Consider the following 26,749-nt stretch of genomic DNA (forward strand, 5'->3'; position numbering starts at 1 on the left):
CATACGAACCTCGTGGGTGGTGTCGTCACATGGACATAACTTCGTCAAAACCATGCTGCGCCTCGGCAAAGAGCGTGACCGCCTGACGATCGTCGCAGACCAGATTGGCGGGCCAACCCCGGCGGCGGAACTGGCCGGGGCCTGTGTGGGCGCGGCCCGTGCCCTTTTGACAAACCCGGATGAAAAGACCGGAATTTACCATTGCAGCGGTGGCCCTGATGTCAGCTGGGCCGATTTTGCCCGCGAGATCTTCGATCAGGCCGGCATTGACTGCAATGTCGAAGACATCCCGTCCAGCGCATACCCGACCCCCGCGAAACGCCCCCTGAACAGCCGCCTGGACTGCACGACACTGACAACGGACCTGGGCGTGCCCCGTCCGGATTGGAAGGCGGGCCTGCACAGCATACTTGAAGACCTTGGAGAGCTCGGCACATGACGACCCGGAACGGCAAGAAACGCAAAGGTATCATTCTGGCAGGCGGGTCAGGTACCCGTCTTTATCCGATCACGATGGGCGTCTCGAAGCAGCTTTTGCCCATCTATGACAAGCCGATGATCTATTACCCCCTTTCGGTGCTGATGCTGGCCGGGATCCGCGACATCGCGATGATCACGACGCCGCAGGATCAGGAGCAGTTTCAGCGCCTGTTGGGCGACGGAAGCCAATGGGGCCTGTCCCTGACCTGGATTGTTCAACCTTCTCCTGACGGGTTAGCGCAAGCCTATATTCTGGCAGAAGACTTTCTGGATGGTGCCCCCTCGGCCATGGTGCTGGGCGACAACATTTTCTTCGGGCACGGCCTGCCCGAGATCCTGCAATCGGCAGACGCCAAAGAGACGGGAGGCACCGTTTTCGGCTATCGGGTCGCTGATCCCGAACGCTACGGGGTCGTGGCCTATGACGAGGCTGGCGCCGTCACCCAGATTGTCGAGAAACCTCAAGTGCCGCCATCGAACTACGCCGTGACCGGGCTGTACTTTCTGGACGGCTCTGCCCCTGAACGGGCCCGCGCCGTAAAACCGTCTGCACGCGGCGAGCTTGAGATTGTCACCTTGCTTGAAATGTACCTTGAGGCCGGGTTGCTCAGCGTCAACCGCATGGGACGCGGTTATGCCTGGCTGGATACCGGAACCCATGCAAGCCTGCTGGACGCCGGAAACTTCGTGCGCACGCTTCAGGACAGGCAAGGCCTGCAAACCGGATCACCCGACGAAATCGCCCATACGCTGGGCTGGATCAACGACCACGACCTCGAAGCCCGCGCCCAAAGATTCGGCAAAAACGAATACGGAAAATACCTCAAAAACCTGCTCAACCAGTAGACTAAGCCAGCGGCATCTGCTTCGGTAAGGCGATCCCAGAAACTTCGTAAATTGAATAAAGAGGATTTCGTTCCTGATCCCGCAACTGAACATTATGGCTTTCACTGGCGGTAAGGTGTCTCGCGCGCTCTCCTGCGCTTGCCGGTGGATCGTCAATCATGATCTGTCGGACAAACCGGATCAAAACCAAACTGATCGGCATAAGAGAAGAGCCACTAAACACTAACAGATCCTGTTCAATTTTCGTGGAGCGGTTCAGTCTTGCTTTGCCCAGTCACAGCCGGAATCCTGAAGCCTGTTTACTTCACTGTATATGAGCTTCCGCGTCTTGGCGTACTATTCTGGATGCTTCTTGTTGAATGTCCTGGCCCACCGGCCCTTGGATTCGGGAAATAATTGCCAACATCAACCCAGCCCCCTTCGGAGATAGCCACAGCGGAGACTTTTTGAGAAACTGAAAACCACGATTAGACAGGGTGTAGGCTGGCAGGCAATACGCACAGGCGTAACGCGACACAGTTGTCAGGATAAAAGCAATACGATCGGAACGCCCATCTGCGCTGTGTGCGTCAAGGCTCAAAACTTGCTCTTTTACTGTATCCAAGGCAACGTCGCCGGGAATGATAAGTTCCCGCGCAACCCTATCGACTTCCTTGTCCGTCAGGGCTGCCAATTCGCGGTCAAGCGCATCAACCTCGCATGTGGCACAATGCGTATACCCATGCTTCAGAATCCATTGTGACAACCCAATTTCGCCACGGCGTACCGTTCTTGTTTTGTCATTTCGAATTTCGAGTTTTCGCCAGTACTTTACAAAATCTGGGTTTCTTAAGATGGCTGGACCAATACCAAGCGCATAAGAAGCATAGTGGAAATTTCGATGCGTCACTCGAAACTTCCACGTAATTTCCCGAAAATTCGCCGGATCGACCCGAGGCATCGCAAAATTGGATGTAGCAGCTGCGAAATCCACATTTAAATCGCGGGCGTCATCAAACCAACTGCGTTGCTGTGGGACCAACCATGCGGAATCATTTAAGAGCCAAAGCCGAGTCAGCTCCGGGAAACGATTGGCCACCTCCAGTACGCCATCCCGGTACCCGCCAAAATCATATCCGAAGTTTGGACGTTCTATAATCAGTGAAGCGTGAGGGGTAAGTTCAGCAAAATCTGTCGTGCTGAGCGGGAGATTGGATACGACGATTGGGGAAATACCTGCCTGAACCATCTGCTCCAAGGCATACAGATGGGAAGGCAAGACTCCCGTTTTAGGAAAGATAAGAAATATCCCGATTTCTGAACCAAATGAAATTGCGCCTGGAGAACGCTTCACTTGGCGAGACAACACCCAATCGTAATACCGGCGGAGATATACATGCCGCAGAAGTTCGGCGGGTAGGTGCATGAGCTTGCGACCCGCGCGCGCGAATTCTCGCTGAATTTTCCATACCGGTGGTAAATTCATCCACTCTCGTCCAATTGTCGTTTCGATTTCTGTTTCCAGCCAGATCCGCCTGTCACCAGCAGACCGAAAACAGCAGTGAAAAGCAACTTTATCACTCTTGATCTATGTCTCAGCTGATACTGATTGGTTTGGGTTGCCTCTAACACACGACCTTGGGTTTCAAAACCCCAAACAAGAAAGCGGGCAACGCTAACGGCGGTTTCGGACTTTTCCTTAGTTTGCAGGTTAACTATTTTGCGGAATTTGTACTTAGTTCCCGAGCGGTTGTAGACAATGTCGCGCCCCGCCAAGGCCTGCAAATGCCTTTCCAGCCAATGAGGGTACTAGTAGTCGTCTCGGCCCTCGCCAGATGCGTTTGCAGGTATAATAAATTTGGGTCGTAAAAAAAATCGGTCGCGAAGAAGTCGCTAATTGCCAGCTTGCCTTGGTGTCTGTGTTATAGGTTGGCCTTGTTACGGGCGGCGCGCCTGGCTGGGCTATGAGTTACAGTTGCCGCTGGTTACTTGCGAAAAGGTGGAGGGCTGGCGCAGATGTTACAACCACGAAGCATCAGCACGAGCATTCCTCGTCGAAGCCGATTAAAAATGTGAAAGTTCCGACGCGACCTGCTGAAAATGCGGGACACTCTGATCTAGGTGGCGAAAGATTGCTTAACAGCTCAATATGGTGGGTTGCAACATGCCTCACCTTCTGGGACATGGGGCCGTTCCGGTTGAGTTTTGAGCCTTGAAATTTAGTTATTATAACGGTCTGCGCGGGAAAACATTAGGCTCCTACGACACCGGCAATGAATATCACGGAGACCCCAAATGCATAAAGTCACATTTGATACTGAGACTTCCTCTGCTCCAAACGCTGGTACGTGCTACGTGTGCGGTGCGACTGAGTTTGAACCCGTTCTGACCGTCTCAAAAGCGCAGTTCCTTAAAGATGACCTAACCCTGGTAAAGTGCAAATCTTGCGCCAGTGTGTATTTTTTGGGCGACGATCCCGTAGTTGGTTACGACTTTGAGGGCTTCAACGAAAACTATTGGTACAATTACGTACAGAATGGTGCGGGAATTTCGGCTATGTTGGAACCCCTGCTGGGGCTCGACAAACCGCGACAGGGATCCGTGTTGGATGTTGGTTGTGGTTTTGGCTTTGTGCCGCATTTTTGGCAGGAAATGGGTTACGGCGAAGCTGTAGGCCTCGAGACCAGCAGGTACGGCCAGATTGGTCGGGAAATGCTAGGTACCAATATCATTCACAAGTACTACAATGATGCCGAGGAAATTCGCGGCCGGAAGTTTGATTATGTCTTCAGTAGTGAAGTGATCGAACACGTGACACGCCCACGTGAGTTTCTGGATGAAATCAGTCAAGGCCTGTCGGATGATGGCGTTTTAGTTCTGACCACACCGAGTGCGACGACGATTACTCCGGACTGCGAACCGACAACACTGATCGCCACGCTGTCCCCGGGTTTTCACTATTTCATCGCGTCCCGAAGTGCGCTGGAAAACCTTCTGAAGAGCGTTGGCTTTAAACATGTCGTAGTAAGAGACGCCGGACACAGGTTGTTTGCCTGGGCGTCGCACGCGCCGTTACCCAAGATATCAGACGGATTCCGCGACTGGGATGTTTACTTGGAATACCTGGAGAAGCTTTCCAACCATCCGGACAAGCACATTGCCAGTGGTGGAATGTACCGTTTGTTCAAGGACAGCCTGAATCTTGGCCGGACGAAACAGGCTGAAAAAATCTATCCTCGCTTCGAGGCATTGTTGAAATCAGAATTCAATATCGACTTCATGGACGTCGCTGCGTCCGAAAACTGGCGCCGCAAGCGCACCGGTCTTGAAAATGAGACCTACCCTTCATGGATGGGATGTGCCTTTTATTTTGCTGGCTTACATGCTCAAAACTGTGGCCTAAGCAAACAGGTTCAGTTTGAGTTGTTTTCCGCCGCTGTGGAAACTATGCACCAAGAGCTGGAATTAGCTGCGCAGTTTGCCGGAGAGCCGGCACACTTTCTTCCATTTGCACAAAAACGCCTGTCGGAACTTCAGAGCACTTTTAAAAATACGCCTCCCTTTGCCATTGAGGAGGTTGCCCCGATTGAGCCATTGGAAGACGCAGAAGTATGCATTCTTTCGATTTATGCACCTGACGGCAAAATACTCCCTACAACTCAAGCTTACATCAAATCGCTGGCTGCAAACGGCATTAAGGTTGTCGCAGGTGTTGCTCTGGAAGGAAAACCTGCGTCAATACTTGCCGCAAAAGATCAATCAACCGACACAGCGCAGCTAATCGTGGACGCGGTGGATCGGGAGTCACTGGATGGGTCTTCCCTCATCGTTTTTCGCCAGAATTCCGGCTACGACTTCGGCATGTGGGCAGATATCTTGCGTGAATGCCCGCATCTCTGGCGCTCCAAACGGCTGTTTTTTGCAAATGACAGCGTCTTTGTTATCCCCAAACTCTTTGGTCCGATGATCCGGAAAATCCGAGAGTCTGAGGCCGACTTTGTCGCGTTGACTGACTGTAGCCTGCCCAAACCACACACCCAGAGCTACTTCTTTGCCTTGCAAAACAATGCGCAGAAGTCTGAAAAGCTGAGACGTTTCTGGGATCGCGTTGAGAATTTGAGGAACAAGTCGGACGTAATCGAAAACTACGAAATCAACCTCGGAGAGGTCGTAGCCGCCGATCCCGACCTCAGATCTGCAACGCTGTTTGGGTGCGATACTCTATTCGGATCGGCCCCTGTCGATCAGCTCCGGAAGTGGAATCCGTGCCATTTCTTCTGGGACCGTCTTGTCGAAAGTGGATTTCCGTTTGTAAAGGCTGAGCTTCTGCGGGACAATCCGATGAAGCTGCCTCTCGACACAGTGTATGATTTGTTGGAGCACTTTGGCGCTGACGTTACCATGTTCAAGGACAGCATCAAAACCTCGCGGAAAATTCGGTCTCGGCGCAGGGGTTCTTCTAAAAACAACACAGGAACGGGTTTCTATAGCTTGTTGCGCGAACTGAATCGTGCCCGCCTCAAAGTGAGAAAGCGGAGGCTTGCTGAGAAAGGTAAATCTTCCTAAAGGTCAGACGACCGGGAGATTCCTCCAGTCTTATCAAACTCCGAGATGTAAATGAACGGATAAGCATTGGAACCGCGTGTTACGATTATCAGTGTAACCTATAACAGCGCCAGCACTCTTCCTCAGATGCTGGCGTCGGTACCCGATGGTGTTCCGATAGTGTTGGTCGACAATGGTTCAGGCGATTTAGAAGAGCTAAAGCGGCTTGCACAACTCAAGAACGCCAAACTCATTCTAAACGACCAAAACATGGGTTTTGGAGTAGGGTGTAACCAGGGTGCAGCCGGGGTAGAGACCGAATACTTGCTGTTTTTGAATCCGGACGCGCGCTTAACGAGCGGCAGCTTGGAGAAGTTGCTGGCCGGTGCAGACCGTCACAAAACTGCTTCAGCGTTCAACCCCGCATTTACTCAAAAGTCTGGCAAAGGATTGCTGAAACGATCCAGTGTCTTGCTACCACGTAATAAGTGGTTGCGCGGGATTGAAACCGATACTGATTTACAGGTTCCGATATTGTCTGGCGCAGCGCTGCTTGTGCGCCAGTCGGCGTTCGAAAAGGTCGGTGGATTCGATGCAAATATCTTCTTGTACCACGAAGATGACGACATCTGTCTGCGTTTGAATGAACAAGTGGGGCCTTTGATATTCCTTCCCGACGCGGAAGTGACCCATATTGGTGGAGAATCTTCTCCCAAGAACCCAAAGATAGCTGCGATCAAAGCCTGGCACATGGGTCGCTCACGTGTTTACACAGCGCGCAAACACAAACGCCCGGCTCCTTTTTTGAATGCATTGATAAGTGCTTTGCTGCAGGTGGCTTCTCCTCTGGTTTTGTTTTCAAAACGAAAACGCGCCAAACAGGTGGCTTTTCTACGAGCTGTATGGTCAACGCGGAACTTGTCTTCATCGACTTCGGGCAAACAGCACGAGTAAAAACACACGGCTTTTTTCAAGCTTTCCGGCCCCCAACGGACCTCTGACATTGGGGTTTGACTGTTTTGCAGACAACCGGCCTGAGTCTGCATAAAACAGTCGGCGTGGTATTTCTCTAAATCCACACATTTATCTTGAATACGAGGTAATGTAAGATTTTTCTGTTGTATTTGGGTGGTTTTGTGGGATTACTGTGGAAACTTGTGGTGGAATTTGAGGACCCCGATGCAGCAAGACTCACTTCAGACAAAAAGTGAGTGTCAAAGGCTTTTGTTTGGGCTTTACCCAAACCGACGCCGACAAGGGGCTTTCTAACTTATCGCCTCCAATACCCGCGCTTCATCGCTAAACAGGATAGAATCGAATGCTGAATCCAAGGACCTCACAGACCGACGAAAGCGCCGACCTGCTGTCTCATGCGGTAAAGATAGCTGACCTGGCCAGCAAAGCAGCGCGGGGGTATTTTCGTGGCGCGCTGGGGGTCGAGTTCAAATCGGATGAAAGCCCGGTGACACAGGCCGACAAGGGTGTTGAATCCCAGGTTCGCGCCTATCTTGAACAGTATTTCCCCGATCACGGCGTCTTTGGAGAAGAACATGGGTTCAAAGGGCAGGATTGCCGCGAGGTTTGGATCATCGACCCGATCGATGGAACCCGGTCATTCCTGTCAGGTCATCCGCTGTTTGGATTTCTGTTGGGGCATCTGGTTGACGGCAAACCCGATATCGGCGTGATCGGCATGCCGGCGATAAATGAAGTGTTTACCGGCGTTTTTGGCCAGGGCGCCACGTTGAATGGCCATGCGATCACGACTTCGGCCCAAACGCGGCTGGATCAGTCCATTCTTTTTGTAAACGAAGGGGACAAGATCTATCGCGATCATCCGGCGTTATTCGACAGGCTGATGCAATCTGGACAGACCAGACGGTTCGCCTATGATTGCTACCCCCATGCCCTGCTGGCGGCGGGTCATGTGGATGCTGTGATCGACTATGATCTACAGCCCTATGATTACCTGCCAGTGCTGGCCGTGGTTGAAGCTGCGGGTGGGGTGATGACAGATTGGCAGGGTCAGCCGCTTGACTTGAATTCTGACGGCCGGGTGATTTCAGCGGCTACACCCGAGCTGCACGGGGAAATGTTGGACTTGGTGAACGGGTAGGATCATGGCGATAGTAAGCTTTCTCATCAGCCTGGCCGGAGCCACGATGCTGCTGCTTTACGCAGTGCGGATGGTCCGCACAGGGATCGAGCGCAGCTATGGGGCTTCGTTCCAGCGCCTCATGACAGGCCAAAGCCATTACGCGCAGGCGTCAATGGTCGGCATTGTGATGGCGGTGGTTCTGCAAAGCTCGGCAGCGGTTGCCCTTTTGACATCGGGTTTTGCTGCTGGGGGGTTCCTGACCTTTCCCACCGGCCTTGCAATCGTGCTGGGCGCTGATCTCGGTTCGGCGCTGATTATTCAGGTGTTGTCATTCCAGCTGGGTTGGCTGATACCTTTGCTTCTGGCGGTTGGCGGGTATCTGTTTGTCAAGACCGAGGCCAAGAGGCCCCGGCAATTGGGGCGCATCCTGATGGGGATTGCGTTCATCTTGATTTCATTGCGCTTTTTGCGCGAAGCCATGGACCCGATCCGGGACAGTGCCTTTTTGCCTGCCGTCGCCGAGTATCTGGCACGCGACTATATTACAGCGTTTCTGGTCGGCGGCGCGCTGGCCTTTGTCATGCATTCCTCGGTCGCGGCAATCCTGATGTGTGTGACGCTGGTCCAGATTGGTGCGATTCCGTTTGCCGCCGGGCTGTCGCTGGTATTGGGGGCCAATTTCGGTTCAGCCTTCATACCTGTTTGGCTGAGCCGGGGGATGGAGATGCCTGCCAGGCGCATACCTTTTGCCAACCTAGCGTTGCGCGGCAGCTGGGCGATAGTCACCCTTTTCGCGGCGACTGCGGCACTGCGTGCCGGTGTTCTGGGGGATTTGCAGGGCGGTCAGATGCTGGTCAATGCGCACCTGGCATTCAATGCCTCGTTGCTGGTGCTGGCGCTGCCCTTCTGCGGGCGATTGCGCGCGCCGTTCGAGCAGTTTTTTCCGGACCCGAAATCTGCGAACGCGCTGGCCCAGGCAGGTCGCCCGGCCAGCGCGCTGGATGTGCGCACCGCCGGCAGCCCCTCCCAGGCGCTGTCCAGCCTCAAGCGTGAACTGCTGCGGATGAGCGATCTGGTCGAGTCGATGTTCCGCCCGTCACTGGAATTGTACCGCAGCGGCGACAAGGACCAGATACGCGCCGTAAGGGACATGGACGAAGATGTGAACGACTGCCTGTCGGGTATTCGAAAATTCGTGGCCGCCATTCCCGAGGAGACGTTCGGAAAGCAGAACGCAAAAGTGGCGCGCGACCTGATGGAATACGCAATCCGTCTGGAAACTGCGGGCGACGTTGTTGCCAAGCGGTTGACTGTTCTGGCGGGCGACATGCGGAAGAAGGGTGCTTCATTTTCAAAAGACGGCTGGTCGGAACTGGTTGAGATGCACGAAGGCATCCTCGCCAACCTCAAACTGGCCTCGAACGTTCTGATCTCGGACGATCTGGAAAGCGCCCGTCTGCTGAGCCTTGAGAAAACCGAAATCAAACGGGCCGAGCGTGACAGCCGCAAACGCCACCTCAAACGCTTGCAGCACGGCAGTACGGAAAGCTTTGAGACCAGCGATATCCACCTGGAAACCCTGCGCGCGTTCCGGGAATTCAACAGCCACATCGCTGCGGTGGCCTATCCGATCCTGTATCGAAACGGGCAATTGCTGGAAACACGCCTGATCGAAGAAATGCCGCGCAAAGAGCAGGGCGAGGACACAGAGGTCTAGGCTAACTGCTCCGGCAAAGGTCGGTTTCGTGCGGATACGGTCTGTTACATATTGTAACCGCTCAGGCCGGTTTCTGCCGCTTTTGCGCGTGCCGTGCTGGACGCGGGATTAGAATAAGGTAGCGTGTCGGCACTTGTTTACGGGGGCTATCCGTGCTGCGTTTCTTAATCTTCATTCTGTGTCCGGTCGTGCTGACGGCCTGCGTCGACCGGACCGTATCCGAAACGGTCCCATCTGCATTGAAAATCGGAACTCCCGAAACGGTTTTTGCGGCCACCACACGTGCGCGCGAGCCCGATGGCGCGTATGGATTCCGCCGCGCAGAACGCCTGCAATTTCTGGAAACGACCGTGTCGATACCACCGGGCCGTTCACCGGGAAGCCTTAAATTTTCATACGCAAACCCTGACCCGAGAAAGCAGTTCGTACTGGCAGAGGTCGATCAGCTAAGCGGGCCGCAACAGTTGAAGGACAGGCTGAGTGGGGCTGACGAAGTCACGATTTTTGTGCATGGCTATAACTCCACTCAGACAGAGACATTGTTCCGGGCTGCTCAGCTGTCACATGATATCGGTATTCCCGGTCAAATCCTTGTCTATTCATGGCCCAGCCGCGCGACAGGCTATGGTTATGCCTATGATCTGGACAGCATGTTGTTTGCCCGTGATGGGCTGGAGGAAACCATTCGTCTTCTCAAGTCGATGGGGGTCAGGCGGGTGGCCCTTGTGGCGCATTCAATGGGCGGCGCGCTGGCTATGGAGATGATACGGCAAACCGAACTGAAACAGCCGGGCTGGGCAAAGCGAAATCTGGAAGGTGTTATTCTGATCTCTCCCGATCTGGACGTGGATGTTTTTCGGTCGCAGATGAACAGTATCGACAATCCTCCTGATCCTTTTGTCGTGATGGTGTCCAAGAAAGATAAGATCCTGAACATTTCAGGTCGGCTGAGGGGAACCGCCGATGGTGAAAGGCTGGGCAATATCGGATCGGCCGAGAAACTGTCCGAATATCCGATTGAAATCGTGGATACGACTGCCTTCAACAGCGATGCGGAATCTTCCCATTTTGTGGCCGCCACTTCTCCGGCCCTGTTGACTATCCTCCGCTCCGTGCGCCGGGTCAGCGAAACCTTTGGGCGCGATGACCGGCGCGGGATCGACATCCTCGTACCGCCAAGCCAGCGCAATCCTGTTGGCGCAACAGAAATCGTGCTGACTGAAACCGGCCAGGCCCAGGTGAGCAATCCGTGACGCGGGTTTCCCTGCACCGGTTTCTTGTGGACAACGCGACCTGGCTTGCGACCGGCGTTCTGCTGACATTTCTGTCCAGTTTCGGGCAAACCTTTTTCATCTCGGTCTTTGCTGGTGAAATCCGCTCTGAATATGGCCTCAGCCACGGCGCATGGGGTGGGCTGTACACGTTAGGCACGACCCTGTCTGCAATCGTGATGATCTGGGCTGGAGGGTTGACGGATATCTTCCGCGTACGGGTATTGGGCCCAGTTGTGTTGGCGGGACTGGCGTTGGCCGCCATTGCAATGGCGCTGAACACCTGGCTGCTGCTGTTACCACTGGTGATCTTTCTGCTGCGGTTATTTGGGCAGGGGATGAGCACGCATCTCGCCGTGGTCGCAATGGCCCGCTGGTTCACGGTTACGCGGGGCAAAGCACTTTCCATCGCGTCCACCGGCTATGCGCTTGGCGAGGCGTTGTTGCCGCTGATTTTTGTTGGCGCCATGGTCTATCTGGATTGGCGCTGGCTGTGGGTTGCCGCGGCGGGCATCACGGCGCTGGGTATTCCGGTTCTGATGCGGCTGCTGCGAGAAGAGAGAACTCCACAAAGCCTCGCCAACGCGTTTTCAGCATCGGGAATGCAGGGAAAACACTGGACCCGGCGGGACGCTCTGTTCCATCCTTTGTTCTGGTTTATGGTGCCATCAGTGCTTGGGCCATCCGCATTCATCACCGCATTTTTTTTCCATCAGGTTTTTCTGGCTGATGTGAAGGGTTGGCAGCATATCCAACTGGTGGCTCTATTCCCGATCTTTACCGGAATATCTCTGTTTTCCATGTTTGTCGCAGGCTGGGCGCTGGATAAATGGGGGACCGCCCGGATCATGCCCTACTACCAGCTTCCGATCGCACTTGGGTTCGTCATTCTGGGCACAACCAATTCGATCAGCGGCGCGACCCTGGGGCTGGTCTTCCTGGCTTTGACCGTTGGAGCAAACAGCACATTGCCCAGCGCATTCTGGGCCGAATTCTACGGAACCCGGCATATCGGTGCGATCAAGGCGATGGCCGCGGTTGTCATGGTGCTGGGATCGGCCATCGGCCCCGGCCTGACCGGCGTTCTGATTGACCTTGGCGTTTCGCTGAACACACAGTTCATCTGGGTTGGGGTGTTCTTCGTGCTGGTTTGCGTTCTGGTCCGAACAGGTATTTCCCGCGCCCGTCGGGATTTTTAGCGCATTCGCCTGAGATAGACGTAATAAGCGCCCTCGCCGCCATGACTGATATGCGCGGGGTTGATCTGCATCACCGCCTGCGCCAACGGCGGTATGGACAGCCAATGCGGCACTTGATTGCGTAATACGCCACGCGGCGTCGGGATTGGGCCGGGTTCGTCGCGGTCCTTGCCCTTGCCGGTTACCACCAGAACCAGTCATTTACCTTGTGCCTGCGCGCTCAGGATAAAACGGATCAACGCAGGATGGGCCGTATCAACCCGCATACCGTGAAGATCCAGCTTGCCTTCGGGCTTTAGCTTACCGCGCTTCATCCGGCCAAAAGCCTTGATATCCATCTGAACAGGCGCGGCACGCAGCGCGTCCGTCAACGATGGTTTCAGATCGTTTGGCTTCGAGTTCGGCTGAAGGTTCTGACCAAGCTCAAACACCTCAAACCTGGGTTTTGGTGTTTTTCTGGGCCTGGGTTTCGGCAGGGTGGTCGGATGGACGGTCTGAGGACAGTCCGGATGCAGACGCTCGGCCTGTTTGGTGACCTTGCGCCAAAGCTCGATCTCATCGGTTGTCAGTTTGCGCCGGGTCATCAGAATTCATCCGGCAACAGGGCATAGGCGCGCTGAATAGGCAACAACAGAACCATCCGACCCGGATCTTTCAGCCTGCCCGCAGCCTGTCCGGCTTCTTCACCGGTACCGAAAAAGATGTCCGCCCGTTGCGCACCTTTGATGGCCGCGCCTGTGTCCTGCGCGATCATTAGCCGTCGCAACGGGTTTTCACCGTCCTTTTCCACCCAGACAGGTGCGCCCAATGGTGTATAGGTGGGGTCCGCCGCAATCGAGCGCATTGTCGTGATCGACCGGTTCATCGCCCCCAAAGGTCCAAATTCGGGGGCAACGCGTGAAACTTCGCGAAAAAACACGTATGACGGGTTGTGAAACAGCAACTCGGCACCGGCCTCGGGGTTCTTGCGCACCCAGGCGCGGATCATCTGGGCGCTGACCTCATGCGCACCCAGAACCCCGCGTCGCACCAACTCGACACCGATCGACCGATAGGGGTGACCATTCGCACCACCATATCCAACCCGCAGCGCACCGCCATCCGACAATCGAATACGCCCCGAGCCCTGAATTTGCAGAAAGAACAGCTCAACTGGGTCGTCGACCCAGGCAATCTCTAGCCCGCGGCCCTGCATCACATCGCCGGTCAGGATGTCACGACGGCTCAGCCATGGTCCTTCCGCACGGGCTTCGGGCGGCATCTTGTAGATCGGGTATTTGAAACGGTCTGTCCGGGTGCGCGCGCCGTCAAGCTCGGGTTCAAAATAGCCGGTAAACAGGCCCTCTTTGTCATCCTCGACCAGAACAGGGCGGAAGAATAACTCGAAAAAGGCGCGGGCAGCATCCGGTTCATATGTTCTGGCCACACCACACAAGGCGCGCCAATCCGGGTCATCCAGATCACCGCACGTGTTCAGAAAAACGGAAAGGGCCGAGCCGTGGTCGTCCTCCGCCCAGCCCTGCAGATCGTCAAACGACAGAATGGATCGCGTTGCCTCGGCTCCGGCAGCACTGGCGGTGGTCATTGCGCCCACCAGTAAAAGCGACCGAAGCGTTGCAATCATGCGTCCGTGGCGACAAGCAGCCAGTTCGGATCGTCCTTGCCCATGACACGGGCAAAGGTCCAGCTGTCCTTCTGGCGCTTCACGGTATTCGGGTTGCCTTCGACGATGTCGCCTCCGCGATCGCGCACGACCGAGGTCAGCTCTCCCACGAACTTCATCGTGATTTCGGCCTGGTTTGAGTCCTTGTCGAATTTCACATCCGTCAGGGTAGTTTCCCGCACGCCGATGAATTCGGCCTCGATGGTCAGGCCCTGATCTTCACGTGCTGCCACGACCGAAACGAAAGTCTCGAACACTTCTTCCGACAGGAAAGGCTGGATTTCATCCAGATTGCCCCTTTCAAACCCCATCACGATCATCTCATACGCACCGCGCGCACCCTGAACGAACTCGCCGACCGAGAAGCCGGGCTCGACACGTTTCATTGCAGCCAGGGTTTGCGCCTGTTCGCTGTCTTCGGCGACATGGTCGGTAATGTCATGATCCGGGCCGCCATCGATCACCTCGAAACCGCGGCGCGATTTATGGGCTTCGGGCTGTTGCTGCACAGGCGGTTTTTCAAAGCCTTCACGCGTGCCCAATACGCTTTTGAGGCGCAGGATCAGGAAAATGGCAATTCCGGCCAGGACCAGGAGCTGGATCATAGGGTTGTCGCTCATTTCATTCTCTTTTCAACGCCGCGACTTTGTATACACGGCCTCATGCCACTATGTAGGTGACAGTGAGTGGCAAGTCCACAGCCCGGCCTAAGGGAAAGGATAACGCAAATGTATCTGTTCTTGGCATTTTTGTTGGTGCCCATAATCGAAATCGCGCTGTTTATTCAGGTTGGTGGTTTGATTGGGTTGTGGCCGACACTTGCCATCGTAGTGCTGACCGCGGTTCTGGGCACGGTTTTGGTGCGGACACAAGGTCGCATGGCGCTTGGACAGCTGCAACGGTCCTTTGCCGAATTGGACGATCCGACCGAACCCCTGGCCCATGGGGCAATGATCCTGTTGTCGGGCGCTTTGTTGCTGACACCGGGCTTTTTCACTGATGCCGTTGGTTTTGCGTTGTTAGTTCCCGGTATCCGCGTCGCCGTTTTCCGGTACCTGAAATCCAAGGTTACAGTAACCCAGTTCCAGATGGGGCCGGGCCCCGGATATCAAACCCGGGGGAACCCTTTCGATCAGGGCGATATCATCGATGGGGAATTCACCGAAGTTCGGCCAAAAAAAGACCCCTCGAAGCCTTCGAAATGGGTGGAAGGCCCCCACCAGCATTGAGGTGCCGCGCCCAACTTGCTAAGCAGTGGCGAATTTCATTTTTGGAGTAGATCCATGGCCGAAGAAAACGCTGCAGAAAACACTGCGGCCCAAGCCGCCCCGCAGGTTCAGATGCGTGTTCTGGGGCAGTTCATCCGTGATATGTCCTTTGAAAACGTGATGGCGCAAAAGGGCGTTTCCGGAGACGTACAACCGGAAATCGCCGTTCAGGTGAATCTGGATGCCAAAAAACGCGCGGCGGACCATCAGTTCGAAGTTTCGATCAAGCTGAACCTGACATCCAAAGCCAAAGGCATGGATGACATCTTGTTCCTGTGTGAACTGGACTATTGCGGAATGTTCCACGTGGAAGGTGTGCCGGAAGATCAGCTGCACCCGTTCCTGATGATCGAGTGCCCGCGCATGTTGTTCCCGTTCCTGCGCCGCATCGTCAGCGATATCACCCGCGATGGCGGCTTCCCGCCGGTCAACTTGGACAATATCGATTTCGTAACGCTCTATCGCAACGAGTTGATGCGCCGTCAGGCCGAACAGGCCCAAAAAGCCGACGCGTAAGGTTTTGACCTGCGCCTGTCCGGATCAGGCGCGGGTCCACAAGGCGTTCTCGCCCAGTTTTTCCACGAAAGCTTCATGTGCTGCGCGTTCATCCTCGGTGATCCGGGATGGCAATGGTGTGCTGCGCGGTGTAGCTCGCCAATCATCGCTGCCACCGTCCGCAGAAGATGTGGATGTCGACAGACCAAAATCCGGCTGCCGCCCACCGATCAATTCCAGGTAAACCTCGGCCAGAATTTCCGAGTCGAGCAACGCGCCGTGCAACACACGGTTCGAGTTGTCGATATTGAAGCGACGGCACAGCGCATCCAGTGACGCTGGCGAACCGGGGAACCGTTTACGGGCAATTGCCAGTGTATCCAACGCCTGCTCCATGGGGATAAGCGGGGCACCCATCCATTTCAACTCGGCATTCAGGAACTTCATGTCGAATGAGGCGTTGTGGATCACCAACCGCGCATCGCCAACAAATTCGCGAAATCCATGGCCAACCTTTGCAAAGACCGGCTTGTCTTTCAGAGTCACTTCGCCCTTTTCAGGCGGGCGCGGGGTTTCCAGCAGATCGGGACCTATACCATGCACGCCAAACGCCTCTTCCGGCATCGAGCGTTCGGGGTTGATATAGACGTGGTAGGTTTCACCGGTGGCAACGTGGTTCCACAGCTCAACGGCGCCGATTTCCACGATCCGATCTCCGCTTTCGGGATCAAACCCGGTGGTTTCGGTATCCAGTACAATCTCACGCATGTGCCATCCCCGCCCGTATCTGCTTGACCACATCCTGCACCTGCGCGCGGGCGTGGTCCAGAGTATCGGTCACGATCACAAAATCCGACCGCGCGCATTTTTCATCGTTCGGCATCTGCTTGGCGCGGATCTGCTCGAACTGCGCCTCGGTCATTGTACCCCGTTCCATAACGCGCCGCTTTTGGACTTCGGCTGGGACCGAAACGCAGGCCACTGCGTCCATTGCTGCATCAGCGCCCGTTTCAAACAAAAGCGGAATATCGAACACCAGGATGTCGCTTGTAGCGCTTTCGCGAAATTCCGCACGATCAGCAGCGACAAGTGGATGCACAATCGCCTCAATCGCTTTCAACGTGGCCGGGTCATTCGCGATGATCCGTTTCAACGCGTCGCGGCTGACCACCCCATCAAGTATCGCATCGGGAAAGGCTGCCCGCATTGGTTCAACCGCTGCTCCACCAATGGCATACAGCCGATGCACCGCCGCATCCGCATCCCACAATGCGCAACCTTCTTCGACAAACACCTGTGCCGTGGTGCTTTTCCCCATACCGATTGAGCCTGTCAGGCCAAGCGCAAAACTCATGCCAGGGCCGCCGCGCGCGTATCCGCGTCTACTTCGGGGCGAACACCAAACCAGCGTTCAAACCCGGGAACGGCCTGATGCAGCAACATCCCAAGACCATCGACTGTGGTGCATCCGGCCTCCTCGGCGGTTTGCAACAGGCGGGTTTTCAACGGGGCATAGACCAGGTCCGTTACCACGGCACCGGGTTGCAACCCGTCCAACGGCACGCGCAGCTCTGGCTGGCCCTGCATCCCCAGTGAAGTCGTATTGACCACCAGTTCGGCGTTTTCAATGACATTTCCCGCCTGAACCCAATCGACCACGCGAATGCGTTGGCCGAACTCTTCCTTCAGATGATCCGCGCGGGCGCGCGTCCGGTTGGTCAGCAGGATTTCCGGCACCCCGGCATCAGACAAAGCCTGCAAAACGGCACGGGCAGCGCCCCCGGCACCAAACACAACCGCCGGGCCATCTTTCGCATTCCAGTCAGGTGCGCCATTGCGCAGGTTTTCCATAAACCCGTACCCGTCGGTGTTATCTGCGTGGATCGAACCATCAGTTCGGAACACCAGCGTATTTGCGGCACCAATCACTGTTGCACGGTCGGAAACGTGATCTGCGATCTTCAACGCAGCTTCTTTGTGCGGAACGGTCACGTTGGCCCCGACAAAGCCCGCTTTGGGCAGGGTTCGCAGCACAGTCTTCAGATCAGCAGAGGCGACGTCCATCGGGATATAATGCCCGACAAGCCCATAGGTCTTTAACCAATGCCCGTGCAGCTTGGGTGAACGCGAATGCCCGATGGGGTGCCCGATCACTCCGGCTAAAGGAACCCGGTTGTCTGTCATTGCTCGATCACCCCTTTGACAGCCAGAAAGTTGAGAAGCTCTAACAGAGGTATACCCAAAACGTTAAAATAGTCGCCGTCAATGGTGGCGAACAGGCGGACGCCTTCTTCTTCCAGCTTGTAGGCTCCGACGGCATGGCGAATGCTGTCCCAGTTCCGCGCAACATAGTCTTTCAGATAGGCATCGGAACTGGCCCGCATCCGCAAACGCACCTGCCCCACTTGCCGCCAGATCGGCTCACCATCCTGATAGATCACAGCAGCGGACAAAAGCATGTGTCGCTTGCCGCGCATATCTTTCAGTTGGGCCAACGCCTGTTCCGGGGTTTCGGGCTTTGAAAGCAGCTGCCCTTCGAAATCCAGCACCTGATCGCAACCGATCACCATGGCGCCGGGGTTTTTGTCACTGACCTTACGCGCTTTGATCTCAGCCAGCGTATCCGCAATATCGCGTGGTGCGGCATCCTCTGCCAGCAACGCCCGTTTGACCGTCTCTTCATCCACGCGCGCCGTTTGAACCGCAAACGGCACACCTGCGTTCCTTAGCAGTTGCGCGCGAATAACAGATCCCGAAGCCAGAAGAATGGGGACAGACATGTGGAAAACCCCGTGTGCAAATCGATGAGAGTTCTGGGGTGTTTTGTATGGTTTTCCGGTTGACACGCAACCCCGGGAATTTTGCGGCAAAGATCCCCGAGTCGCTCAAATCTCATCCTGTTGGGACAAGGATAACTCTAACTCGTGGGATAACAGATGTATCCAGCGATACCCATCGGGTTATCCACAGACCAGATTTGCCTGATCCAACTTAAATAATTGATTTATATATATAATTTTTAATATCAACAGAATCTCTGGGAACCTCAGATTTTTTGTCCCCTTGGGGAAAACGCTAGGGTAAAAATAATAATCCACGGATATTTAGCACCCTACAAAACCATCATCCTTTTTCTTTTCTTATTTTTTTATTAGGGAGAGTTCCGAACAACGTTCGGAGCCGGCATGACAGACCTTCTTTTCACGATTTACCCGTGGGTGAAGTCATTACATATCATGGCCGTGATCTCATGGATGGCGGGCTTGTTCTATCTGCCCAGACTGTTTGTTTATCACGTCGAAAAAGCGCAGGCCGTAGAGGGCGCGCAAGACATCTTCTTTGAAATGGAAGACAAGCTGCTGCGGGTGATCATGCGCCCCGCGATGGTTGTGACCTGGTTATGCGGGCTGATCATGGTGTTCACACCGGGGATCGTCGGATGGGATTTCGCATGGCCCTGGGTTAAAGGCGCGGGCGTGATCGCGATGACCTGGTTCCACCATTGGCTTATGGCCCGAAGAATGGATTTTCTGGCAGGCCAGAATAAGCTCACTGGGCGGCAATATCGCATGATGAACGAGGTTCCGACCATTCTGATGGTTACCATCGTTCTGGCGGTCATACTGAAGTTCTGAACGCCTGTTTGACTCCGAACGACGCTGCGCTTATGTAGATCACAACACGCCCGTCCGGGCGGCGTATTTTCCGTACTGAAATTCCACTTCAAGCCGCGTTTTCAGCGGTGAAGGTATGTATCATGTCCAATGAATCCCTGAATCTGGCCGACCTGAAAGCCAAAAGCCCCAAAGACCTTCTGGCAATGGCCGAAGAGCTGGAGATCGAAAACGCCTCGACCATGCGCAAGGGCGAGATGATGTTCCAGATTCTCCGCGAACGTGCCGATGATGGCTGGACCGTCGGCGGTGATGGCGTACTGGAAGTGCTACAAGATGGGTTCGGCTTTCTGCGCTCGCCCGAGGCAAACTATCTGCCGGGTCCTGACGATATCTATGTCTCGCCCGATATGATCCGTCTGCACTCACTGCGGACTGGGGACACGGTCGAGGGCGAGATCAAGGCGCCGGACGAGAGTGAGCGTTATTTCGCGCTGACAAATGTCACCATGATCAACTTTGAAGATCCCGAGAAGGCCAAGCACAAGATCCTGTTCGACAACCTGACGCCTCTGTACCCGGATGAGCGTCTGAAGATGGAAATCGAAGATCCCACCATCAAGGATAAGTCCGCGCGCGTGATCGATCTGGTTGCGCCGATCGGTAAAGGTCAGCGTTCGCTGATCGTGGCACCGCCGCGGACTGGTAAAACCGTGATCCTGCAGAACATCGCGCATTCGATCGAACAGAACCATCCGGAGTGTTACCTGATCGTCCTGCTGATCGACGAACGCCCGGAAGAAGTGACCGACATGCAGCGCTCGGTTAAGGGTGAGGTTGTGTCGTCAACCTTCGATGAGCCCGCAACGCGTCACGTGGCCGTGTCGGAGATGGTCATTGAAAAGGCCAAGCGCCTGGTCGAACATAAACGAGATGTTGTTATTCTACTCGACTCAATCACAAGACTTGGTAGGGCTTTTAACACCGTTGTACCATCCTCGGGCAAGGTTCTGACCGGTGGTGTGGACGCAAACGCGCTGCAGCGGCCCAAGCGTTTCTTCGGCGCGGCCCGGAACATCGAAGAGGGCGGATCGCTGACCATCATCGCCACGGCGCTGATCGATACCGGCAGCCGGATGGACGAGGTGATCTTTGAAGAATTCAAAGGTACTGGTAACTCGGAAATCGTTTTGGACCGCAAGATTGCAGACAAACGCGTGTTCCCGGCGATCGACATCCTGAAATCCGGTACACGGAAAGAGGACCTGCTGGTCGACAAGGGCGATCTGGCCAAAACCTTCGTTCTGCGCCGTATCCTCAATCCTATGGGCACCACCGACGCAATCGAGTTCCTGTTGTCGAAGTTGAAACAGACGAAGACAAACGGCGAGTTCTTCGATTCAATGAACACCTGACACAGGTCTTAAGCGACGCGAGGCCTACGAATGGATACGATATTCGCCTTGGCCAGCGCGCAAGGCAAAGCAGGGGTGGCGGTCATCCGCCTCTCTGGCCCCGAAGCGCATGCCGCAGCCGCATGTCTGAGCGGCGCGGAACTGCCCAAGCGGGGAATAGTCTTGCGCACCCTGCGGGATCAGGACGGATCACGTCTTGATGATGGTCTGGTTCTGACCTTTCAGGCACCGGCAAGTTTCACCGGGGAAGACGTGGCAGAACTTCAGATCCATGGCAGCACGGCCTCGGTCAATGCGGTTCTGCGCTGTTTGTCGAACACCGATGGGCTGCGGCTGGCGGACCCGGGTGAATTCACACGCCGGGCCCTTGAAAATGGCAAGATGGATCTGACACAGGTCGAAGGCCTTGCAGACCTGATTGACGCGGAAACCGAGGCACAGCGTAAGCAGGCCCAGACCATTCTTGCCGGTGAGCTTGGCACGCTGGCCGAGCGCTGGCGGCGCGATCTGATCCGCGCGGCATCGTTGCTGGAAGCCGTCATCGATTTCGCTGATGAAGACGTCCCCACCGACGTCACGCCGGAAGTCCGCGATTTGACAAGCGGTGTTCTGGCAGATCTTCGTCGAGAAGCAGATGGGGTGAAGATTGCCGAGCGTATTCGTACCGGATTTGAAGTGGCTATTGTTGGTCTTCCCAATGCAGGAAAATCAACCCTGTTGAACGCGCTTGCAGGACGTGAAGCCGCAATTACCTCGGAATTCGCAGGCACAACCCGGGATGTGATCGAGGTTCGTATGGATCTGGCTGGCTTGCCGGTGACATTGCTGGATACGGCCGGGTTGCGGGAAACCGAAGATCACGTCGAGAATCTTGGGATCGAGCTGGCTCGAAAACGGGCAGAAGCGGCAGACTTGCGTGTTTTTCTAACCGAAGTCCCGGAAGAGCTGGATGTAGCTGTGCAGGATGGAGATATCCATGTTCTGCCCAAAGCAGACCTGCGGGAAGATAAGAGTGAAGGTGTTTCAGGAAAGACAGGACAGGGGATTGATGCGCTTGTCGACCAGATTTCGTGGGCCTTGAGTGAAAGAACCACAACACATGGTATAGCCACGCGTGAACGCCATCGCGCTGCGATGAACAAGGCATCGGCTTCACTTGTTGCTGCGATCACGGTTCTGGAATCAGGCCCGGACCTGTATGATATCGCTGCGGAGGAGTTAAGGACTGCCATACGGGCGCTTGAATCTCTGGTCGGCAGAATTGATGTCGAGACACTGTTGGATGAAATCTTCTCCAGCTTTTGTTTAGGAAAATAAGGATTGTTTCACGTGAAACATTCAAACTTTGATGTCATCGTGGTTGGGGCCGGTCATGCCGGTACGGAAGCCGCGCACGCCGCTGCCAGGATGGGTGCGAAAACCGCTTTGGTGACATTATCTGCGACCGATATCGGCGTCATGTCCTGCAACCCGGCTATCGGTGGGTTGGGGAAGGGACATCTGGTTCGAGAGATTGACGCGCTGGACGGTGTAATGGGTCGCGTCGCTGACCAGGCTGGTATTCAGTTTCGACTGTTGAACCGGCGAAAAGGTCCGGCTGTTCAGGGTCCCAGAACGCAGGCTGACCGCGCCCTTTATCGTGCGGCAATGCAAAACGAAATCAGCAACCAGGAAAACCTGTCCATTATCGTTGGGGAGGTTGTAGACTTCCTGATGGACGGACTCCGTGTCGCCGGTGTCTTGCTTGGAGATGGGTCGGAAGTGCATGCCAAAGCCGTTGTTCTGACTTCCGGAACCTTCCTGCGCGGCGTCATCCATATCGGCGACGTGTCACGGGCTGGTGGGCGGATGGGAGATCGCCCGTCGATAAAACTGGCCGAGAGGTTGGATAGCTATAACCTTCCGCTGGGACGCTTGAAAACCGGCACACCGCCGCGTCTGGATGGGCGCACTATCGACTGGTCAGGTTTGGAAAGACAGGACGGGGATGAGGACCCGACCTTGTTTTCTTTCCTGTCAACATCGGTTGTCGCGCCTCAGATTTCCTGCGGTATTACACATACCAATGCCAAGACGCATGAGATCATCGAAGCAAACCTCTCAAAATCGGCGATGTATGGGGGCCATATCGATGGCATAGGTCCAAGATATTGCCCTTCGATCGAAGATAAGATTGTTCGCTTTGCAGATAAGGACTCGCATCAGGTTTTTCTTGAGCCCGAAGGCGTCAATGATCACACGATTTATCCCAACGGTATTTCAACGTCACTGCCTCAGGACGTGCAATTGGAATACGTTCGGTCGATCAAAGGGCTTGAAAAGGCGGACATTCTTCAACCGGGCTATGCGATCGAATATGATTATGTGGACCCACGTGTCTTAACCGCGTCCTTGTCGCTACCCGACGTTCCGGGACTATATTTGGCAGGGCAGATCAACGGAACCACAGGATATGAGGAAGCTGCGGCACAAGGGATGGTTGCTGGCCTTAACGCGGCGCTGGACGTACGGGGCCGCGAACCGGTCATTTTCACCAGATCAGACAGCTATATCGGCGTGATGATAGACGACCTGACGACACGTGGTGTGGCAGAGCCTTATCGAATGTTCACCTCCAGGGCCGAGTTCCGACTGTCTCTGCGTGCAGATAATGCAGATCAACGGTTGACACCGATTGGGTTGGAACTTGGCTGTGTCGGAGAGAGGCGTCAGGCGCATTTTGAGAAGAAAATGAGCCAGCTTGATGCAGCGAAATCCAAGCTGACCGCTCGCACATACACACCCAAGGAAGTTCTTTCAGCCGGGATCAACGTCAACCAGGATGGAAACCGCCGAGATGGAATGGCGATTCTGGCATTTCCGGATACATCTTTCGAGGACTTGTTTCCCTTGATACCAGATCTACAAGATGTAGACGTGGCGATCCGGCTTCAAATCGAACGTGACGCACTTTATGCGAACTATATCGACCGGCAAAAGCGCGATGTTGAGGCTATGAAGCGGGATGAATCCTATGTTATCCCGCGTGAATTTGACTATTTTGGCCTGGACGGGCTGTCTTCTGAGATGAAGCAGAAACTGTCACAGGCCAAACCGTCGAACATAGCGCAAGCAAGCCGAGTCGAAGGCGTTACACCGGCTGCGCTCACCCTTGTCCTGGCGAAATTGCGCCGCGATCAACGAGCGCGTCAGGCATGATGGCCGATTTTTCCAAGTTTGATGGCTTGAATGTTTCACGTGAAACATTCGAACGTCTGAAAATCTATGTTGATCTGGTGAACCGCTGGAATCCCAGGATAAATCTTGTTTCACGCAATAGTCTGGAATTCATGTGGGATCGGCATATTCTGGATTCTGTCCAAGTTTTTCGATGCGCTGAAACGTTTGAAACCTGGGTGGACCTTGGCAGTGGCGGCGGGTTCCCCGGAATGGTATGCGCCATTATTGCTGCCAAGGAAGCTCCGACCGCCAGTTTCTCTCTGGTGGAAAGCGACCAGAGAAAATCGGCTTTTCTGCGTAACGTCGCCCGTGAATGTGGCGTGTCGTGTAAAGTGATTTCTAAGCGGATCGAGGTGGTTGAACCCCTGGGCGCAAACATCGTTTCGGCGCGCGCGCTGGCGGATCTGCGTACATTGTTATCATTCTGTGACAGGCATTTAGGTGAAAACGGGACCGCGCTGTTGCCCAAAGGTGCAAACTGGAAAAAAGAGCTGGATGAGGCGCGTGAGGAATGGAATTTCGATGCTGAGGCCATTACAAGTTTAACTGAACCTCAGGCCGTTATCCTTAAGATCAAAGGAGTATCACGTGGTTGATCTGTCTCGACCGTCCGGACCCCGGATAATTGCGGTTGCCAATCAGAAGGGCGGAGTAGGGAAAACAACCACAGCAATCAACCTAGCGGCAGGGTTGGCCGAAGCTGGCTGCAGGGTATTGGTGGTTGACCTCGATCCACAAGGGAATGCATCAACCGGTTTAGGGGTCGAAGATCGGGATTGGACCACTTATGATCTCATCCTGGATGACGCGCCCTTGGAGGCAGTGGTTCAGGAGACGGAGATCAAAAACCTTCTGGTTGTCCCTGCAACGGTTGACTTGAGCTCGGCAGATATCGAGCTGATTTCCAACGAAAAACGCAGCTATCTGCTGCACGATGCGCTGCGTCAGACGGCAGTGGACGCGTTTGAGCTGGATTTCATCCTGATAGATTGCCCGCCGTCACTGAACCTCTTGACCGTAAATGCGATGGTTGCCGCCCATTCTGTCCTTGTGCCGCTGCAAAGTGAGTTCTTTGCGTTGGAGGGTCTTTCGCAATTGATGTTGACGATCCGGGAGGTCCGGCAAACCGCGAATCCAGACCTGAGAATCGAAGGTGTTGTGTTAACCATGTATGACAACCGCAACAACTTGTCCCGCCAGGTCGAAAAGGATGCGCGTGACAATCTGGGTGAGATGGTTTTTAAAACAAAGATACCCAGGAATGTGCGGGTCAGCGAGGCGCCATCCTATGCGCTGCCGGTATTGCAGTATGACTCGGGATCACTTGGTGCGATGGCGTATCGGCATCTGGCCCGTGAGATCATGCATAAGAACAACAAAACCGCAGCATGAGCGGTGGTGAGGAGGCCGACATGAGCACCAGGAAAGCGAAATCCAGAGGGTTGGGCCGGGGATTGTCCGCACTCATGGCGGATGTTAATCCGGAAGCGGGCAACCGGGTATCATCTGACGCGCGCAGACCTGATCTGAAAGTTCCGATCGAAAAGCTGAAGGCAAACCCAAATCAGCCGCGACGCACGTTTCAACCCGAACAACTGGATGAGCTTGCCGCGTCGGTCCGGGAAAAAGGTATTATCCAACCCTTGATCGTACGTCCGGCGGGGGCCGGAGAATATGAAATCGTCGCTGGTGAACGCAGGTGGCGGGCGGCTCAGATGGCGCAGCTGCACGAGATCCCAGTGATCGTGCGTGAGTTTGATGATACCGAAGTACTGGAAGTTGCAATTATCGAAAACATCCAGCGTGCTGACCTGAACGCGGTGGAAGAGGCCGCCGGCTACAGGCAGTTGATGGATCGCTTTGGGCACACGCAAGAAAAGCTTGCCGAGGCATTGGGGAAAAGCCGCAGCCACATTGCGAACCTGTTGCGGCTTTTGTCTCTGCCAATAGACGTACAAACACTTGTTATTGAAGGGAAATTATCGGCCGGCCATGCGCGTGCGCTGATTACGGCGGAAAACCCCTCGGAATTGGCAAAACAGATCGTCAAGGATGGCCTGTCTGTGCGTGCAACCGAAGCGTTGGTCAAGAAACAACAGCAAGGCGACACTCCACGACCTGCTTCCAGATCCAGGAATCTGGATGCTGGAAAAGATGCTGATACGCGCGCGCTGGAAAAAGACCTGGCCGCTATTTTGGCTATGAAAGTCTCAATCAATCACAAGGCGGGAACGGAATCCGGTCAGGTTGTTCTGACATATGAAAACCTGGATCAGCTTGACGATCTTTGTGCAAAGCTCAGCCGTTAGGGCGCGTCCAGATAAATATCAGGACGCCACCCAGAACAATGATCTGAATGATCAGCACGAAGGGCGGAACGGATAGTAGCAAAGACACCCCGAAAACGGCGGCGACCGAAAAGGTTGCTGCCTTTTTTGCGGCCGGGCGTATTGCGCCCGAACTCTGCCAATCCAGTATCATTGGCCCGAAAATCCGGTGCGACAGTAGCCAGTTATGCAACCGTGAAGAGGATCGCGCAAAGAAAAACGCTGCCAGCAACAAAAACGGAACCGTTGGAAGAAGAGGCAGAACAACCCCAATCGCGGCCATCGCAACGCAAAGCAATCCCAGCCCCGCCCAAAGATACTGCATATTCAGCCCATTAATTCCCGGATTACAGCATTCAGCACGGCGCGCCCCGCTGGTGTTGCTCTGAGTTTGTTGTTTTCACGTTCAATCATATTAATGCCGACCAGATGGTCCACGGTTTCGTCAGAAAGTGGATGGCCTGACAGGGCTTCCCACCTATCTATATCTAGTCCTTCTGATATCCTCATGCCCATCATAAGGTATTCGTTCGCCTGATCTTCAGGCGAAAGGACATAGCGTTTCTTTTCTCCGTCACCCTTTGCAGCAGCGTCAAGCCAACGCTGCGGGTTC

26 protein-coding genes and 2 pseudogenes are annotated in these 26,749 nt (G+C 54.8%); 17 read left to right on the forward strand and 11 right to left on the reverse strand.

Annotated features, from left to right (window positions below; translation table 11 throughout):
* Nucleotides 1-439: SDR family oxidoreductase (locus AC2FLZ_RS17960; protein ID WP_496882523.1), on the forward strand; the 439-nt coding region annotated here is incomplete at its 5' end.
* Nucleotides 436-1,326 carry a glucose-1-phosphate thymidylyltransferase RfbA gene (gene rfbA / locus AC2FLZ_RS17965; RefSeq protein WP_480521544.1) on the forward strand — a complete coding sequence of 297 codons (891 nt, stop codon included), beginning with the start codon at nt 436-438 and terminating at the stop codon, nt 1,324-1,326. The genes AC2FLZ_RS17960 and rfbA, both read left to right, overlap by 4 nt.
* A gap of 304 nt (nt 1,327-1,630) precedes the next feature.
* Here the strand turns inward: rfbA and AC2FLZ_RS17970 are convergent, their stop codons facing one another.
* Entirely contained in the window at nt 1,631-2,791 is a 1,161-nt protein-coding gene (locus AC2FLZ_RS17970; RefSeq protein ID WP_496882524.1) for a rhamnan synthesis F family protein, read from the reverse strand.
* Complete coding sequence (locus AC2FLZ_RS17975; protein ID WP_496882525.1) at nt 2,788-3,081, reverse strand: hypothetical protein; 294 nt, start codon at nt 3,079-3,081, stop codon at nt 2,788-2,790. Before AC2FLZ_RS17975 ends, AC2FLZ_RS17970 begins: the two co-directional genes overlap by 4 nt.
* Nucleotides 3,082-3,600: 519 nt before the next feature.
* Here AC2FLZ_RS17975 and AC2FLZ_RS17980 point away from each other — a divergent pair.
* From AC2FLZ_RS17980 to AC2FLZ_RS18005, 6 genes are all read left to right on the forward strand, one after another.
* Complete coding sequence (locus AC2FLZ_RS17980) at nt 3,601-5,871, forward strand: methyltransferase domain-containing protein (RefSeq protein ID WP_496882526.1); 2,271 nt, start codon at nt 3,601-3,603, stop codon at nt 5,869-5,871.
* A 66-nt stretch (nt 5,872-5,937) separates the two neighbouring features.
* Nucleotides 5,938-6,804: a glycosyltransferase family 2 protein gene (locus AC2FLZ_RS17985; protein WP_480518251.1), complete on the forward strand. Its 867-nt coding sequence runs from the start codon at nt 5,938-5,940 to the stop codon at nt 6,802-6,804.
* A 364-nt stretch (nt 6,805-7,168) separates the two neighbouring features.
* A complete protein-coding gene (locus tag AC2FLZ_RS17990) occupies nt 7,169-7,966 on the forward strand; it encodes an inositol monophosphatase family protein (protein WP_496882527.1) in 798 nt (265 codons plus the stop codon).
* Nucleotides 7,967-7,970: 4 nt separating this feature from the next.
* On the forward strand, nt 7,971-9,665 hold the full coding sequence (locus AC2FLZ_RS17995; protein WP_480554296.1) for a Na/Pi cotransporter family protein: 1,695 nt from the start codon (nt 7,971-7,973) through the stop codon (nt 9,663-9,665).
* Between the two features lie 152 nt (nt 9,666-9,817).
* Nucleotides 9,818-10,918: an alpha/beta hydrolase gene (locus tag AC2FLZ_RS18000; RefSeq protein WP_496882528.1), complete on the forward strand. Its 1,101-nt coding sequence runs from the start codon at nt 9,818-9,820 to the stop codon at nt 10,916-10,918.
* Nucleotides 10,915-12,135 (forward strand): MFS transporter, encoded by a 1,221-nt coding sequence (locus AC2FLZ_RS18005; protein ID WP_496882529.1) that lies wholly within the window; start codon nt 10,915-10,917, stop codon nt 12,133-12,135. The genes AC2FLZ_RS18000 and AC2FLZ_RS18005 overlap by 4 nt, the downstream gene beginning before the upstream one ends.
* Here AC2FLZ_RS18005 and AC2FLZ_RS18010 read toward each other — a convergent pair.
* The 3 genes and pseudogenes from AC2FLZ_RS18010 to AC2FLZ_RS18020 all read right to left on the reverse strand — a co-directional run bounded on the left by AC2FLZ_RS18010 (nt 12,132) and on the right by AC2FLZ_RS18020 (nt 14,418).
* Nucleotides 12,132-12,719, reverse strand: a pseudogene (locus AC2FLZ_RS18010) (Smr/MutS family protein). The gene AC2FLZ_RS18005 and the pseudogene AC2FLZ_RS18010 overlap by 4 nt on opposite strands.
* Nucleotides 12,719-13,759, reverse strand: a complete 1,041-nt coding sequence (gene mltA, locus AC2FLZ_RS18015; RefSeq protein WP_480554297.1) for a murein transglycosylase A — start codon at nt 13,757-13,759, stop codon at nt 12,719-12,721. Before mltA ends, AC2FLZ_RS18010 begins: the two are co-directional and overlap by 1 nt.
* Nucleotides 13,756-14,418: a Tim44/TimA family putative adaptor protein gene (locus tag AC2FLZ_RS18020; protein WP_480474400.1), complete on the reverse strand. Its 663-nt coding sequence runs from the start codon at nt 14,416-14,418 to the stop codon at nt 13,756-13,758. Before AC2FLZ_RS18020 ends, mltA begins: the two co-directional genes overlap by 4 nt.
* 108 nt (nt 14,419-14,526) lie before the next feature.
* Here AC2FLZ_RS18020 and AC2FLZ_RS18025 point away from each other — a divergent pair, with 108 nt between their 5' ends.
* Both AC2FLZ_RS18025 and secB read left to right on the forward strand, forming a co-directional pair.
* Nucleotides 14,527-15,027, forward strand: coding sequence for an FxsA family protein (locus tag AC2FLZ_RS18025; protein WP_480554298.1), 501 nt, complete (start codon nt 14,527-14,529; stop codon nt 15,025-15,027).
* A 54-nt stretch (nt 15,028-15,081) separates the two neighbouring features.
* The gene (secB, locus tag AC2FLZ_RS18030; protein ID WP_496882530.1) at nt 15,082-15,582 is read left to right on the forward strand and encodes a protein-export chaperone SecB; all 501 of its coding nucleotides are present in this window, start codon (nt 15,082-15,084) and stop codon (nt 15,580-15,582) included.
* 24 nt (nt 15,583-15,606) lie between these two features.
* Here the strand turns inward: secB and dnaQ are convergent, their stop codons facing one another.
* Genes dnaQ through AC2FLZ_RS18050 form a run of 4 tightly spaced genes read right to left on the reverse strand, consistent with a single transcriptional unit; the run spans nt 15,607 to nt 18,341 of the window.
* Nucleotides 15,607-16,329 (reverse strand): DNA polymerase III subunit epsilon, encoded by a 723-nt coding sequence (gene dnaQ / locus AC2FLZ_RS18035; RefSeq protein ID WP_480554299.1) that lies wholly within the window; start codon nt 16,327-16,329, stop codon nt 15,607-15,609.
* Nucleotides 16,322-16,915, reverse strand: coding sequence for a dephospho-CoA kinase (gene coaE / locus AC2FLZ_RS18040; protein ID WP_496882531.1), 594 nt, complete (start codon nt 16,913-16,915; stop codon nt 16,322-16,324). The genes dnaQ and coaE overlap by 8 nt, the downstream gene beginning before the upstream one ends.
* Nucleotides 16,912-17,745, reverse strand: coding sequence for a shikimate dehydrogenase (locus AC2FLZ_RS18045; RefSeq protein ID WP_496882532.1), 834 nt, complete (start codon nt 17,743-17,745; stop codon nt 16,912-16,914). Before AC2FLZ_RS18045 ends, coaE begins: the two co-directional genes overlap by 4 nt.
* Nucleotides 17,742-18,341 carry a Maf family protein gene (locus AC2FLZ_RS18050; protein ID WP_480482540.1) on the reverse strand — a complete coding sequence of 200 codons (600 nt, stop codon included), beginning with the start codon at nt 18,339-18,341 and terminating at the stop codon, nt 17,742-17,744. Before AC2FLZ_RS18050 ends, AC2FLZ_RS18045 begins: the two co-directional genes overlap by 4 nt.
* 405 nt (nt 18,342-18,746) lie before the next feature.
* On the opposite strand from AC2FLZ_RS18050, the gene AC2FLZ_RS18055 reads away from it, so the two are divergent.
* The 7 genes from AC2FLZ_RS18055 to AC2FLZ_RS18085 all read left to right on the forward strand — a co-directional run bounded on the left by AC2FLZ_RS18055 (nt 18,747) and on the right by AC2FLZ_RS18085 (nt 26,118).
* Nucleotides 18,747-19,196 (forward strand): CopD family protein, encoded by a 450-nt coding sequence (locus tag AC2FLZ_RS18055; RefSeq protein WP_480494028.1) that lies wholly within the window; start codon nt 18,747-18,749, stop codon nt 19,194-19,196.
* A gap of 122 nt (nt 19,197-19,318) precedes the next feature.
* On the forward strand, nt 19,319-20,590 hold the full coding sequence (gene rho, locus AC2FLZ_RS18060) for a transcription termination factor Rho (RefSeq protein WP_480554303.1): 1,272 nt from the start codon (nt 19,319-19,321) through the stop codon (nt 20,588-20,590).
* A 30-nt stretch (nt 20,591-20,620) separates the two neighbouring features.
* Nucleotides 20,621-21,907 carry a tRNA uridine-5-carboxymethylaminomethyl(34) synthesis GTPase MnmE gene (mnmE, locus tag AC2FLZ_RS18065; protein WP_480622678.1) on the forward strand — a complete coding sequence of 429 codons (1,287 nt, stop codon included), beginning with the start codon at nt 20,621-20,623 and terminating at the stop codon, nt 21,905-21,907.
* 12 nt (nt 21,908-21,919) lie between these two features.
* The gene (mnmG, locus tag AC2FLZ_RS18070; RefSeq protein ID WP_496882533.1) at nt 21,920-23,788 is read left to right on the forward strand and encodes a tRNA uridine-5-carboxymethylaminomethyl(34) synthesis enzyme MnmG; all 1,869 of its coding nucleotides are present in this window, start codon (nt 21,920-21,922) and stop codon (nt 23,786-23,788) included.
* On the forward strand, nt 23,788-24,405 hold the full coding sequence (gene rsmG, locus AC2FLZ_RS18075; protein ID WP_480554306.1) for a 16S rRNA (guanine(527)-N(7))-methyltransferase RsmG: 618 nt from the start codon (nt 23,788-23,790) through the stop codon (nt 24,403-24,405). The genes mnmG and rsmG overlap by 1 nt, the downstream gene beginning before the upstream one ends.
* Entirely contained in the window at nt 24,398-25,201 is an 804-nt protein-coding gene (locus AC2FLZ_RS18080; RefSeq protein WP_480554307.1) for a ParA family protein, read from the forward strand. The genes rsmG and AC2FLZ_RS18080 overlap by 8 nt, the downstream gene beginning before the upstream one ends.
* Before the next feature lie 20 nt (nt 25,202-25,221).
* The gene (locus AC2FLZ_RS18085; protein WP_496882534.1) at nt 25,222-26,118 is read left to right on the forward strand and encodes a ParB/RepB/Spo0J family partition protein; all 897 of its coding nucleotides are present in this window, start codon (nt 25,222-25,224) and stop codon (nt 26,116-26,118) included.
* Here the strand turns inward: AC2FLZ_RS18085 and AC2FLZ_RS18090 are convergent.
* A complete protein-coding gene (locus AC2FLZ_RS18090; RefSeq protein WP_480554309.1) occupies nt 26,108-26,461 on the reverse strand; it encodes a YbaN family protein in 354 nt (117 codons plus the stop codon). The two genes, AC2FLZ_RS18085 and AC2FLZ_RS18090, sit on opposite strands and share 11 nt — an antisense overlap.
* 2 nt (nt 26,462-26,463) lie before the next feature.
* Nucleotides 26,464-26,749, reverse strand: a pseudogene (locus AC2FLZ_RS18095) (radical SAM family heme chaperone HemW); the annotation flags it as partial.

Source organism: Ruegeria sp. YKSF131 (assembly GCF_059612645.1).